The 14,797-nt window shown below is 35.5% G+C and carries 9 protein-coding genes; 3 read left to right on the forward strand and 6 right to left on the reverse strand.

The annotated features are described in order from the left end of the window. Nucleotides 1-7 precede the first annotated feature (7 nt). Nucleotides 8-895, forward strand: a complete 888-nt coding sequence (locus DPQ89_RS13930; RefSeq protein WP_127717638.1) for a hypothetical protein — start codon at nt 8-10, stop codon at nt 893-895. Here the strand turns inward: DPQ89_RS13930 and DPQ89_RS13935 are convergent. After that, nucleotides 892-1,566 (reverse strand): hypothetical protein, encoded by a 675-nt coding sequence (locus tag DPQ89_RS13935; RefSeq protein WP_127717639.1) that lies wholly within the window; start codon nt 1,564-1,566, stop codon nt 892-894. The genes DPQ89_RS13930 and DPQ89_RS13935 overlap by 4 nt on opposite strands. A gap of 103 nt (nt 1,567-1,669) precedes the next feature. On the opposite strand from DPQ89_RS13935, the gene DPQ89_RS13940 reads away from it, so the two are divergent. Continuing rightward, nucleotides 1,670-2,959 carry a hypothetical protein gene (locus tag DPQ89_RS13940; RefSeq protein ID WP_127717640.1) on the forward strand — a complete coding sequence of 430 codons (1,290 nt, stop codon included), beginning with the start codon at nt 1,670-1,672 and terminating at the stop codon, nt 2,957-2,959. Here the strand turns inward: DPQ89_RS13940 and DPQ89_RS13945 are convergent. After that, nucleotides 2,956-3,828, reverse strand: a complete 873-nt coding sequence (locus DPQ89_RS13945) for a hypothetical protein (protein ID WP_127717641.1) — start codon at nt 3,826-3,828, stop codon at nt 2,956-2,958. The genes DPQ89_RS13940 and DPQ89_RS13945 overlap by 4 nt on opposite strands. A gap of 153 nt (nt 3,829-3,981) precedes the next feature. On the opposite strand from DPQ89_RS13945, the gene DPQ89_RS13950 reads away from it, so the two are divergent. Next, nucleotides 3,982-5,280, forward strand: coding sequence for an inosine/guanosine kinase (locus tag DPQ89_RS13950; RefSeq protein WP_127717642.1), 1,299 nt, complete (start codon nt 3,982-3,984; stop codon nt 5,278-5,280). On the opposite strand, the gene DPQ89_RS13955 is transcribed toward DPQ89_RS13950, so the two are convergent. The 4 genes from DPQ89_RS13955 to DPQ89_RS13970 all read right to left on the reverse strand — a co-directional run bounded on the left by DPQ89_RS13955 (nt 5,277) and on the right by DPQ89_RS13970 (nt 14,715). Beyond that, a complete protein-coding gene (locus DPQ89_RS13955) occupies nt 5,277-8,453 on the reverse strand; it encodes a hypothetical protein (protein ID WP_127717643.1) in 3,177 nt (1,058 codons plus the stop codon). The genes DPQ89_RS13950 and DPQ89_RS13955 overlap by 4 nt on opposite strands. Nucleotides 8,454-8,553: 100 nt before the next feature. Further along, nucleotides 8,554-9,267, reverse strand: a complete 714-nt coding sequence (pyrF, locus tag DPQ89_RS13960) for an orotidine-5'-phosphate decarboxylase (protein WP_127717644.1) — start codon at nt 9,265-9,267, stop codon at nt 8,554-8,556. Continuing rightward, on the reverse strand, nt 9,264-13,673 hold the full coding sequence (gene carB / locus DPQ89_RS13965; protein WP_127717645.1) for a carbamoyl-phosphate synthase large subunit: 4,410 nt from the start codon (nt 13,671-13,673) through the stop codon (nt 9,264-9,266). The genes pyrF and carB overlap by 4 nt, the downstream gene beginning before the upstream one ends. Nucleotides 13,674-13,758: 85 nt before the next feature. Then, entirely contained in the window at nt 13,759-14,715 is a 957-nt protein-coding gene (locus tag DPQ89_RS13970; protein ID WP_127717646.1) for an aspartate carbamoyltransferase catalytic subunit, read from the reverse strand. Nucleotides 14,716-14,797: the final 82 nt, after the last annotated feature.

Raw genomic sequence — 14,797 nt, forward strand, 5'->3', positions numbered from 1 at the left:
GAACTGAATGAGTTTTATTAAAGATTTTTATCATTGCTATCATTGTAAACAAGAGGTTTCTAAACTTGAGGATCTCCTCTTTGTTGAAGCAGGATCTACTCGCTCATTTTGTGGTGAGAAGTGTATAGAGGATTACTTTAAGCCGATCACTGATCAATTCGAAGCTAGAGAAAAAGAATTACGTAAGAAATATGCTGTTGAGACTGAGAGCTGTTTAGATTTTTTAAACGACATTAGTGTGATGGAAGCAGTGATGACTCTACCTGACGAAATATGGTGTTTAGAAAATGGCATTCAAGAAGAAATCTTCTCTTTCATAAAGAAAATAGAGCATGAGGGTGCCGCGCCCTTTTACGCAATTGTTCTTTGTACTATCTTTGATACCTATCCAGGTTTTGTTCTCTTGTCGACTATCACTGAGAGTAAATTTCTGATGGAAGAATTTAGAATTGGTGAACAAAGAGATGTTTCCTCACATTTTGAAGATGATACTCATTTAGAAGATAATGAATTAGGTGTTACTTCAAGTGATGTTGAAACTATCGAAAAAAAGAAATCAGAATTACTTGCTAAGCATTTAGAAAATATATCTATAGCAGATATTCCAGTTGAAAAATACGAACTCTATGATGAGTATTTAGCAACGACGATGCAAAATCCTGACGAAGTTTACAAGAAGGATGATGAGCAAGGAGATACTCTATACACTTATATAAAGGCATACGATAAAGAAGGAGTTTCTTTCTATTATTTTGTGATTTGTATTAGATTAGATATTGATACAAGTGAAGGTGAGGAGATTATTGTTCCAGTCTTTACTTTTCCTTCCGTTGACGGAGACTTGTACCGTCTTTATCACGACGGAGAACAAGTCTCAGGACCTCTTAAGAATTAAAACTGCTTATAGACGTATTGGCCAACTTGCTTAAATGCATTACAGTATGATGCGTCCTTATACCTGTCTAGAAATTGAGAACAATAGATATAGGCATCTGGCGAAAGAACATATTGGTAAAATGGAGCAGGATAGAAGAAAGACTTATCTTTCATTACCATTACCCCTGAAATTGAAAAGTTTTGATAGCCACTTCTATTTGCATAGAGAGTTACTTTATAAATTTTCTTTGATTCAGAAATCATCAGACATCTTGGCTCACCAACGTAAACAGAACTTGAGCCACTATTATGAGTTGGAATCATACAGACTTGAGCGTCTGTTATTGGAGTTTTAACTTGTATCCAAACATCTTGCTTATTAGTACTTTGGCAAATTGTGTACTGTCCTAAGTGTGAGTTAGACTCAGCAAAATTAGTACTTCCATCTGTTGACCAGCTACAGTGCTTTATTTCATCAGGAATAGCTGTATCAGTTGTTGTATCTTCACGATCAGTTGTTGAGTCTGTTGTATCATCAGTTGAACTTCCAGTATTTGAAGAACCTGTTGAGTTGTAAGAAGGTGAGTATGTACTTCCTGTTCTTGAAGTATAGGCCGTTCTTCTATCTCTTGGAGCATCACAAGAAGTGATTGATATCGCAAGTATAATTAGTAGAGTAAACTTTTTCATGTATGATCCTTAAATTATTTTAACTCACCTATCTTATCGAATATTTTACAATTTTTTTTAGCCTTTTTCTTTAGTTTCACCCTAAGTTGCCGAAAAGTCGTGTATGAAGGCAATTATTCTCCTCATATTTATAGGATTGACTCTAGTTATTTCGACATTTCTAGTAAGTTTCTCTCCTTATCATTTCTATAACTCTGCTGTGACAAAGGGGATGAGCTCTAAATTCTTCACAATAGAGCAGACTCAAAACTACCTTCACAGTGGGAAGTATTATTCTCTTAATAAAATGGATGGGCTTAGTTCTGAGAGTAAAGAGTTGTGGGAAGTCTTTCACTTTCAAAACTTTGAGCTTCCTCTACCTATAAAACACCCAGTAATAGAATTCATTCCTATTGTTGAGAGAAGAAAGAATAGACCAATTCTTGGAGCAAAATTAAAACTTAGAAATAAGTCTGTTATTGCTGAATTTAAAATATTAGAGTCTTATAAATTTGATCGAAAAACCAGACATCACAAATTATTCGAACTTCCTTTTTTCAAAAACTACTTACTCTCAGTTGATGATAAGACTTTGTGGAAGGATATGTTTACTAAGTCTTTAAAATTGCCGCAAGGAAGTTTCTTAGATGTAGAATACTGGAAAGCCCTGTGGAAGATCTCTTATAAGGAACTTGCTTACAATCTTTACTTACTTCAGTTTCGAAAAGAATTTCTACCGTCTAATGCTAGGGCGCTATCCTATTATTCTAACAAGTCATTTGGTATCGTTGAACTAATTGATGTTGAAAAGGCAAGTATTGGACTTGAAGGTATTTTTAGAGACGAGATGGTTTATGTCTTTGATAAAGGATTTATTCATAAGGTGAAAATTTCAACCAAGTATGAAGATATGATTTCTGAGGCGATTAGGATTAAATTTATCAGCTCATTAGTTTATAGACCAAGTGAGGAGTCTTCTTCTATTGAAATTTATGCTAGATACAAGAACCTCGCATATCATCGTCGTATTACTCAAGAAGGTTTTACATTCTTATTTGCAGCGTGGAGCCATGTTACTGAGAAAAAAGAGTATATAAAAGAGATGATCCAATTTTTAGAAAGAGGAAAGATGAGCTATGAAGTGCTTGCACCTCTTTATGATTATTCATACAAGGAGTTTGGATCTAACTTTTCAATTATGCGAGATAACTTGAGAGAGAATGAAGCTGAAAAGTTGAAGAGAAAAATTAAAGAAGAAGCTGCTGCTGAGAAGTTAAAGCTAGAACAAGAAGACCTCAATACTGTTAAAGAAGAAGGTGACTTTGAAAATGAAGATGAAAAAGTGAAGTACTTCTTAGAAAAGGCCAAAGATAGTGAAGCATTAGAAGATAGCAATATTCTCTATAAAGATTAGAACTTGTAAGACAGTCCAGCAAATAGATTCATTCCTGACAGTGAAGAGATATTAACTTCTTGATTTGCATCATTTAGAAGTGGTTCCATGTCATTTATGTATAGGCTCTTGATCGATGCACCAGCGTAGAATCCAATTTTAGAATAAGGCATGATACGAGCAAGGGCCCCAAAATTATATCCATAGAGGACACCTTTACTAATTTGTTCGCCTTGTCCTTGTGAAATCTTTATATCTCCAGAGAAGTTAAGACCTCCAAATCCTTCAATCGTAATATAGCGAAAGTGGACTAGTGCATAGTATAGAGATGCATCAAGAGTTAAGGTCTTTAATGCTAGAAATTCTTGAGTAACTGTATAGTAGCTAATTCCAAAACCCCAAGAGAGTCTATTTTGAGGGGCCCTATGTTCCATATGAATTGATACATTTAATAAGCTTGAGCTTTGATCGTTAAAAGACTCAGAGTAGTCTTGCCAGCCAGCTCCTCCATTTAAAGCACCTGCACCAATGGAGACAAAGTTATTTTCTGAAAGCTTGTCTTGATCAGTTTTAAAAGTCATCTCAACATCATGCTCAGTTATTTTGGGAGTAGTTATACCTGGGTCGTCTGCAGTTCTTTTGATGAGAATGTCTTTAGTCTGGATATAGGCAACTCTACCAGAAATAATAACAGGAAGAATTGTTCCATCTTTCTTTTCAACATCTCCAACTTTTACTTTCTTACCATATGAAATATAGCCAATAGGTGTGCTGAGGTTTTGGTCAGAGAAAACTACTGCCTTAGGACTCGTTATCGTTGCAACTCGGGCCGCACTAATACTGAAAGTAATAAGAAAGGACAATAGTATTGTAATTAGTTTTTGATTCATTAAGTAAATTATAAGTTGTTTCGCTCGTGATTTCAAACCTTTGGAATGGGAAATTTGTGCTAATACATCTTTATAGTGAAAAAATGATAGGGCCCATTGAGGGCCAGCGATTTTAGGTATAAATTCAAGCAAATTCAATATATTGAGGTCGAAATGCGCTTTCCTGGTAAAAGAAAAACTAAACACTATTTTCCTGTTTCTGAGGGAGGACGTGTTTCTTTTGATATGGATTTCGATCGCAAAGAGAATATCTACGTGGTCGGTATAGATCAATTACTAGTAGATATTGAAGTTGAAGTCTCCGATGAATTCCTAATCAGTCATGGACTTCAAAAGGGTGAGTCTAGTGTTTTAGATGATGATAAAGTAGAGAAAATTTATCAGGAACTCAAGAGTAGTGGAAAGATCATCGGCGAATATGCTGGTGGCTGTATAGGTAATACTTTACATAATTATTCTATTCTCTCAGATGATAAATCTGTGGCCCTTGGTACAATCTGTGAAAATATTCATGTTGGTGATTACGCTTTTAAGTATATTTGCTCTACGAGTTCAAAAGTAGATTTCTCATATCTTCAACCGAAGCAAGGTAAAATGGCCAGGGCCATGTGCTTTTTAACTCCTGATAAAGAGAGAACATTTGGTATTGGTAAGGGGATTATGAATGAGCTAGATAGTGAGTTCATTCCTACTGCTGTAATTGCTGGTGCTAGCTCCCTAATCGTTTCAACATATTTATTGAGAGATGAAAAGTCTCCTATCTTTGCAGCAACGATGAAGGCAATTCAAACGGCGAAAGAAAATAGTGTTCCTGTTATCTTTTCTTTAGGGACATCAAGTCTTGTAAGTGAAAAGAGAGATTTCTTTCTTAGTATAATCAAAGATTACGTCTCAGTTTTAGCTATGAATGAATTAGAGGCAAGTGCGCTCTTTGAAGAAGAGGACCACTTACTTGCAGGACAAAAGGCCCTTGATTATGTTGATATGGCCTTATTGACTGTTGGAAAGAAAGGTCTCTATATATGTGCTCATGTTGATAAGTCCTATGCGAGAGAAACTAAGGATATGATTCATACTAAGAGTATCGCTGGTTATAATGAGTTTGAGTATTCTCGTGCAATGCTTAAGTCTCAATGTGAAGAGCCTATGAAAATCTATACTCATATAAATCCATATATGGGTGGACCTGGCGAGATAAAAAATACCAATGGAGCAGGGGACGCTGCTTTGGCGGCAGTCTTACATGATATCTCGGCCAATAACTATCATAAGCAAGTCGTTCCAAACTCACCAAAGCATAAGAATAACTTTCTGACTTATTCGTCAATACACCAAATTTGCAAATACGCTAATAGAGTTAGTTTTGAAGTTCTGAGACAGAATTCTCCACGCCTCTACCAAGGTCTTCCTTTAAAAGAGAAGAGCCTTGAAGAGAGTTACTGGGAACGCTAGTTGCTTAGAACCTTGTTGAGGTCTTCGACTTTAAATTGTTGAGAGCGCTTCTTCTTAGGTGGTTGTGGCAGCTCTTTTTTCTTAGGGTCTTTTTTAGTATCTTCTTTAGAAGCAATATCTCTTGTCTTTAAATTATCTTTATACTCTTTACATATAGAATCTAGTTCTTCTGCCTTTGTCTTATTTAGTTCCTCATCAGCAAACGAACAAATTATTTCACCATTCTTTGCAAATGAAACTTCTAATTTAAACTCTTGATTATTATATTTTACGTTTACTGTATTATCAGCATTTTCTGAAAATTTTATATTCGAAGAGGCATCCGAAGTGGTTGAGGTTAAGGAGATACTATTGTCTTTAGATCGATTCATTTCTTGATTTATGACCGGTGCGACTGCTTGTTCCTTGTTTATTGGCGCTACAGTCTCTTTTTCAGCAGGTACAGATGAGGAAGTCGCAAAACTAGAGCGAGTATTGTCAAAAGAAGCAGGTCCACGACGTATGACAGGCGCAGAAGATTTCTTTGCTACTATTGGAGAGACTTTACTTTCTTTACTTGCAGTGATTTTGTTTTTTAATTGTTGAGATTTTAATCTCACTTGTGCCAATTCATTTTTTAACGCCTCTAGTTCTGAGTTAGCACTAATATTAGTTGACTCGGTACTATCTTTAGAGTTTTCTTTTTTACTAATTCTCTCTTCGAGCTGCTTGATGTATTCCATCATTTCTCTTTCTTTATTCTTTAACTCATTTTGATATTTCTCAGAACTCTTGTCAGGGTTCTGCTCTTCAATATCAGCAATTTGCTTTGAGATATTTGAAAAGTAATTCTTATTTTCAGGAGTCATCATAGAGTCACTAACTTTTGAGATACCTTCACTCATCGAGTTGATAATATCATTTGTAATACCTGAAGTAGCTGCTGGAGTACGCTCTTTATCTGAAATATTGTCAGCGATTTGTTCAATGGATTCCTTGATGGCCTCTCGATGAGTGGACATTACAGCGTCCGAAGAGCTAAAACTTAGACCATGAATAGAGTCACTTGAACCAATAGTATATTTAGAAGAAGCTAAGGTCGTTCTTTGTGCAAAGGTCTTAGTATTACAAAAACCATCTTCTTTATATATACTTGGATCCTTAAAAAAGTTTTCGATATGCTTTGATACTTCATCAGTTTTTGAGTGGGATGATGAACTCATCTTTTGAGAATAGTCACAGATTGAAGAAGGTCTTCTTATATCAGGATAGATTGTACCTAAGAAGTCTTTCATTACATCTGGTAATTTATTTTTAAAGCAAGATAACTTCTTCTCATCAGAGATATTTGACATCATCTTTGTTTCGCTGGAACAATAAATATTTTTAAAGTTATTAGCACACTCTTCTTCTTTCATGTACGGATCAGTCTTGAAGTGCTTACTATACTCTGTAAAGTTTCTTGTGTAGTTCTTATCTCTATATGATTTAAGAAATTTCGATTGAAACTCAGCTTTCGATAAAGAAGTGTTCATATGTGGAAATAAATCACTCCCCATTCTTTCTACTGTATTTAGCTTCTCTTTGTGCAGTTTACCTTTCATCTTCATAGCAGTAATTAAAAGAGCTAGAGACTTGTCTTTTTGCCTTTGTGGATTCTCAATATCTTTTTTGATATTTGTTAAGAGCTTTTGATCGACAATGATATTATCTGTCAAAGCATTTAAAATACCTAGTTTTCTATGTGTTTCAATCTCTTTTGGTAGTTTTTGATCTGCGAAAGAAAGATTGAAGAGATCTTCAATTACTTCATCTGGATTAAACTTATTACTATTTTTGAAATCATTTATTACTTGTTCGAACTTTTCTGAAGTAATGTACTTTGTTTTATAATTACCTTTTTGTAGGTTCTTATACATCGCTTTAATAGCTAGTGCTTTAGCATTTTCGTCTACCTGGTTTATATCTTTATTTTCACAGTAGATCGCCTTTAGTTCTAAATCATTTTCAATTAAGCTATCTTGATTTTTGCTATTAGTTTCTTCGTCAGATGATTCGTGAATCATTTCTATAAACTCTGGATCATCTAGTGCAAAATCAGCACTTGGGCATAGCAACTTTTTCATATCTGCCATAACATAGGCACACATTTTATTCACAGAGTGAATTGCTTTGTCTGTCCATTCATTATTATTTCCTTTTAAGAAGTCTTCTAGATTAGTCTGACCCTTAGATGTTTGATCTTTAACTGCTCCAAGAAGTTTGCGTAAATTCTCGTGGGCTAGAGTTCGTAGAGTAGGGTGAAGCTCAATTTTGTTTTTTCTTAAATACTTATAGAAGTCGTCATTTAGTGTTGGAGAGTCTAGATCAAGGTTCTTTGTAAATCCATCAAAAGTCTCATTCATATTTACATAGCCTGGATGTGTAGACCAAGCATTATAATATTGATTGAATTCGCTATCACTTTTAAAACATGAGTTCTTTGATACGTTCTTTAAATGCTCTTCTGGTGCATTAATTGAATCGAGTAGTAAGTTAATTGCTTCTGTAGGAGGAGTGTTCTCATCAAGTGTGAAACCAAGTTGTTTTGCGAAGGCCTTATTTAACCTTTCATTAAGTCCCGGACACTTTCCGTTAGAGACCATTTTATTTATGATATATTTATTCTTTCCATTGAAACAGTAGTTTTCAGGGTTGTTAGAAGATAGGGCACGGTCTGTTTTCTTTAGAATTGAGATTTTATTAGTAAGCCTCTTTCCTATATTTGATAGTGCTAAATCATTAAGTTTTTTCTTATAAGTTGCAATCTTCTTAGGATAATCTTCCTTATGAATATTCTTTAGAGATTCTTCTACGCAATCACAATTAACATTTTCGAATCTCTTTAATTTGCTATTTCTATCAGAGCGAAGGCAAGTGTTTTGATACTTGTGACTACTACCATTTGTAAAATAATCTTCAAAGAATGGATCACTAGGACAATTTAAGTTTGAGATTTTTCCTGCTTTATCAACTTCAACTTTCTTTAAGCAGGAAACCTTTGAGTTTATTTTGTCGAAGTCTGCGAAGTCGTCTTTCTCATACATTTTTTGAAGACAGCTCTTACCTTTAATATAGGAAGGGTCTTCTTCAAGAATCACATTTGCTGAGATTAAATTTATTTGAACTAGTATGAGTAGAGCTAAATATTTCATGTACACTTCCTTAATAAATATTATCGGCTTAACCACCTATAATACTTAGGTATTTTTGTAAGGAATTGAAATAATTGAACTCTACTCTAGATTAACTGCCTCACTTATTTGGCATATTTTCAAGTTGATCTAATCTATCCTTAAGTGAACTCGCCTTAGTAAGTGATCGACCTATAACAAGAAAGTCTACTCCTTCTTTGATGGCCTTTTGAGGTGAGAGTACTCTTTTTTGATCCGATATATCTCCACTTGAAATCTCATCTTCAAATCTAATTCCAGGACAGACTGCGATTAGAGAGTTATCAAAAGAGCGCAGAGCTTTTAGTTCATTCGCAGAGCAAATCACTCCATCTATTTTAGACTGATGTGCAATTTCGAATAATCTAATAAAGGACTTATTGATATCATCTACTCCCCAGATTAGTTTTAGATCTTCTTGATCAAGGGATGTAAGAATACTTACGCCTAATAATTTACAATTTGGAATGGCCTCATCCCTGGCCTTGAGAGCTTCCTCTAACATCTTTTGACCACCACTTATATGAATGGTGAGATAGTCAATTGGAAGTCCTGCTAAAGATAGGATGGCCTTAGAAACCGTGTTAGGTATATCATGCAATTTGATATCTAAGAAAATCTTTGTAGGATACCTTTCACAAAGTTCATTCACAATCTGTGGCCCATACTTATTAAAAAGCTCTAGACCTATTTTTATATTCTTAATTCTTCCATTTGCTGAATCGAGAAAAGTGAATATCTCTTCTTTAGTCATATTATCAAGAGCGACGAATACTCTCTCATTTACTTTGCTCATTGGTGAATCTCCTGAAGGCTGACTGGAAGTAGGCTTTCCCTCTCACTACCTATTATGCTCTCCATTACAGAGATTATATTCTCTTCTCTGGTAAAGCATGGGATCGCATATTGAATGGCACTATTTCTGATATACTCACCATCGGACTTAGACGAGCCTTTGTCCATTGGAGTGTTAAAGACTAAAACGATATCATCTTCTTTAATGACTTCTAAAAGTGATTTTCCACTTTGTTCATCTATTTTAGAAACAAGCTCACACTCTAGCCCTTGATTTTTAATATAATTATAAGTTCCTCTCGTCGCACAAAAACTATAACCTTTCTTTCTTAGGTGTTTTATATAAGGAAGTACGGCCTGTTTACTATGGTCGGCCAAAGACAGTAAGATCTTTCCTGGAGTGTCTATATTTGGATAATTACCAAGATATGACTTAAGCATTGCATGATCTTTGTCTTTATCTATTCCAAGAGTTTCACCTGTTGAACGCATTTTTGGACCTAGAATGATATTGTCTTGAACGAAGCGGTCAAAAGGAAAGGTAGACTGTTTAACTGTAAAGTAGTTTGTATTAACTTGTTTGTATGGAGTTATTGTTTTTCCAAGCATGGCCTGGGTGGCCAGTTTTGGAAGAGAGATATTTGTGGCCTTACTCAAGAAGGGAAGAGTTCTAGAGCCTCTAGGGTTGGCCTCGATACAATAGATGAGCTCACCTTTAACAGCGTACTGAAAATTAATTGGACCAATAATCGCTAACTCATCAGCAAGGTTCTTTGAAATAGAGAACATCTTCTCTTTCATCTTATCATTAAGTCTTACTGGAGGAGAGATCATTCCTGAGTCCCCCGAGTGTACTCCCGCATATTCAATATGCTCACAAACTGTAAAGATACAATTTCCTTCGCTATCTCTAATCAAATCAACATCGTATTCCGTTGCATTTTCCAAATAGGTTTCAACCTGAAAAATTGTTGAACTTGTTTTGAGCTGATTTAGTAATGCTTCTGGAAGTTCTTCAATATCTGTATGGTGATGGAAGATATACATACTTTCACCACCGATGACATAACTAGGTCTTATGATCACTGGCAGACCAATTTCAGTTAAGGCGTTAACTAATTTCTTATAACCTTGAACTTCTTTAGATTTAGTGTGGGAGAGGTTCACTTTCTTTGTTATTTCACTGAAGCGTTTTCTATCTTCTGTAAGATCAAGAGTATCAAGACTAGAGCCTAAGAAGTTAATTTTCTTAAATTCACTTCTAAAGCTATTTTCAATGTAGCTTCTAATATTTATTCCTGTTTGCCCTGAAAATGATGTGATGACACCATATGGATCTTCGTTTAGTAAAATATCAAATAAGTCTTCTGAATAGAGAGCGCTTAAGTAGAGTCGATCTGAACTATCGTAGTCTGTACTGACTGTTTCAGGGTTCGAATTAATCATTATTGATTTAATTCCTTCGAGTTTAAGTTGCTGGCATGACTTTACACATGAATAATCAAACTCAATCCCTTGCCCGATTCTATTAGGTCCTGAACCTAGGATGACGACACTCTTTGATTCTTTTGAAAGAGAGTGTGCTTCATTTTCAACATTGTAAGTAGAGTAGAAGTAAGGGGTTTGAGCTTGAAATTCTCCTGAACAAGTATCTACGGCCTTATAAACTGGAAATAATTCATACTTAAATCGAAGTTCTAATATATCTTTTTGACCTAGATTTGTGAGGTAGGCGATATACTTATCCGAAAGACCTAATTGCTTCATAAATAATAAGCTTTCTCTAGTATGTAAAATTGTTGAATCAGTCTTTAGTGCTTTTTCGGCCTCAGAGACCTGTTCTATCTGCTCAATAAACCATGGCGTAATTTTAGAGATTTCTGCAATCTCTTCACTAGATAAGTTGAGTCTAAGAGCATCTAGGCAACTAAGAAGCGATAGCTGAAAAGGTTGGGAGAGTCTTGTTCTAATATAGCTCTCATCTATTGTTACTGGAACTGTATTGAGCTGACTTAATTCAGGAATTTCAAGTCCCAGCTCAAGTGATCTAAGGGCCTTTAAGAATGCTTCATTAAACGAAGAACCAAGGGCGAGGACTTCTCCGACTGATCTCATCTGTGGCCCTAGCAGTTGGCTGGAAGATGGGAACTTACTAAAAGGAAAGATTGGAATCTTTACTGCTACGTAATCAAGCGATGGCTCAAATGCAACAGGAGATGCCTTAGTTATATCATTGAGAATTTCTCTAAGAGTGTAGCCTACAGCCAGTAGAGCAGATATTTTTGCAATAGGATATCCAGTGGCCTTGGAAGCAAGTGCGGATGATCTTGAGACTCTAGGGTTCATCTCAATTACAACAATATCATCTTCATTTTGTGGATTAATGGCAAATTGTACGTTGGCCCCCCCTGCAACAACGCCCATATGTTTAGCGATAGTCAGGGACATAGTTCTTAGTTGTTGGTAACATCTATCGGATATTGTTTGTGCCGGTGCTACTGTGATTGAGTCACCAGTATGAATTCCACAAGGGTCCACATTTTCAATTGAACAGATGATGACACCATTTTTGTCTTTATCTACCATTACTTCTAGTTCCACTTCTTTCCAACCTAATAGAGACTTCTCCATAGTTATTGGAAATTTTAAATCGGTAGTAAAAACTTCGTGAAGATCATCAATATGGTGAATAAGAGCTGCTCCTTTACCTCCTAGGGCAAAGTCTCTACGAATAATGAGTGGGAATTCAACCTCTGATGTTGCAAGTGTAATTGCCTCTTCTTGGGAGTGGGCCACAAAGCGTTTTCCCGTTTGATATCCAAGTTTGTTTAACTCTATTGCAAAAAGTGCGCGATCTTCGGTCTTGTTAATTGTATCAACATTAGCACCAAGTAACTTAACGCCATTTTCTTTTAGATAGCTTTCTTGTTCAAGCTCGATACAAATATTGAGAGCTGTCTGTCCTCCCATTGTCGATAGGACGGCATCAACATTTTCTTTTTGAATGATTTTCTTAATGGTATCCTTTGTGATTGGCTCGATATAAGTTCTATAGGCCATTTCTGGATCAGTCATTATTGTTGCTGGATTCGAGTTAAGTAGAACAACATCAAGACCAAGCTCTTTGAGCGCCTTACAGGCCTGAGTTCCAGAGTAGTCAAACTCACTTGCTTGACCAATTTTAATTGGACCGGAACCTATGAGCAGAATTTTCTTATAAGGAATATCTTTTCTTTCTACATTTTGAACATCAATCATTGGGTATAAGTTCGATACATCAAAAGTATTGTGCTTATCTGAGTTTAAGTAGTTTTCAATTTCTTGAAAGAAAATATGGGCATCACTTGGCCCAGGATTTGACTCAGGATGAAATTGCACACTCTTTACTTTATGGTCAGTTGAGGCAATTCCCTCTATTGATAAATCAAAGAGACTCTTATATTGAATATAGAATTCCCTATTAGAGATATTAGTCTTCGAAATTTTGTTAAAACTCAGTTCATCTACGGCGTACCCATGATTTTGGCTAGTGATCAAAATATTTGAACTTACATGATCAAAGCACGGATGATTCACTCCTCTTTGACCAAATGGTAGTTTGATAATTTCAGCATTTAGGCCTAGACAGATCAGTTGATGTCCCAGGCAAATCCCTCTTATTGGAGTATCGTCTCGTAGGAGTTTACTTACTACTTGAATTTGATCATTATAATCTCTAGGGTCCCCTGGACCATTTGAGAGAAATATCATTCTTGGAGAGTATGAGCTAATTTCTTCATAGCTCGCATTGTAGGGAAGCGATACTAGTGGAATATTAAGAGCTTTGAGATTTTCTATTATGGAGTTTTTTACACCATAGTTGATCAGACAGATTGGATTATCTCCCTCTACATGAACGATTGGTCCTTGTTGAGAAACTCTAGCAAGATCTCCACAACTTAGTTTTTGTTGTTCAAATTCACTGGCCGATGGGCAATTCTTTTGAGTTGTAATAACTGATTTATGTGTACCTTTTTTTGCAACCATATAGCGCACTAGTGATCTTGTATCAATTGCGCTAATTAGTGGGATACTTAATGTCTCAAAGAATTTATTTGGAGAAAAATTTCTTGCGATAATTGATGAGGCATGTGACTTATGAGATTGGTTTTGTCGATCGTCACTTTCATAATTTCCTATATGAGCATTAGAGAATATTATATGTTGACCTAGAAATGATGGGTCTGTAATTGTTTCTTGGTAACCGCTCATACCTGTAGTGAAGGCCGCTTCTGCCCAAATACCTTGTTTCAGTTGTTCATCATTTGGGTCTCGATTTACAAAACCTTCAAAGGTCTTTCCATCATCAAAGTGAAGGTATACTTTAGATTTTCTTAGTGCTCTTTGAAATTCACTTACTTTTGACATTTATAGTCCTCTCCATGCGATATAGGTAAAAAGTTTAGATAAGTTTGCAATGTATATAGATAGAAATATATAGGTAGGGAGATAATTAATTGTTAAAGAATGTATTTTCTTTGAAGCCAATGCTCTTATCTCCATTTTGTAAAATTGATTGTATTATTGCCATTCTTAAAAATGTTGAATGACGAACTTGCTCATGTCCTAGGTAGTACTGAGAATGAATTAAATCATCACTTATTTCTACTCCAATATTAGCAGGACCTGGGTGTAGTATAGGTAGTTTCTTTTGAAGCGATTCAATCATCTCGAGATTAAAACCATACTCTCTATGATAGTTATCCATATCGATTGATTCAAGATGCGAGTGCCTCTCTTTTTGAACTCTTAATAAGTAGAGAATGTCCGCTTTTTCAAGGGCCTCAGATCTAGAGTGAGTAATTTCAAAATTAGACTCTTCGGTTACAGGGGGTAGAAATTCCTCTGGTCCAAAGAGTAGAACTTTTGCTCCATACATTGGAAGTAGATCAATGAGGGAGTGGCCAACTCTTGAGTGTATATTATCTCCAGCAATACAGAAGGTTTTACCTTTTAGCTTTATACCCATTTCTTTGAGCGTAAAGAGGTCTAATAGTGCTTGAGTCGGATGTTGATGAGTTCCATCGCCACCATTTATTATCTTTAAAGGAGGATTCTCTTTAAATTGAGCTAACTCGTGAGAAACTGCTGATCTGATAATACATAGATCAACACCTTGTCCAAATAGAGTTAATAAAGTTTGCTCAAGAGATTCTCCCTTTTTTAAAGAAGATGTTTCTGCGATGAAGTCTATATATGTGCAACCCATCTTATGGATAGCTATTTCAAATGAATGTTTTGTTCTGGTAGAGTTTTCGAGAAAGGAAGTAGCAATGATAGGTTTTTTATTTGGAAATGAAATCGGATGCCATGGGCGAAGCTTGATTTGTTGAGATAACTCCATCAGGCCATCTATCTGGCGTTTCGTAAGATCCGAAATGGACTCTAAAACAGAGGGGAAGTTCTCCATTTAGGTTTCCTTTCCAAGTTGTTCGTTATTTGCTAATTTCTTAGGATAGTCTAGATTATCTAAACGGAATTGGAAATAATTA

Source organism: Halobacteriovorax sp. HLS (assembly GCF_004006665.1).
In the GTDB taxonomy this organism is placed as follows: Bacteria; Bdellovibrionota; Bacteriovoracia; order Bacteriovoracales; family Bacteriovoracaceae; genus Halobacteriovorax.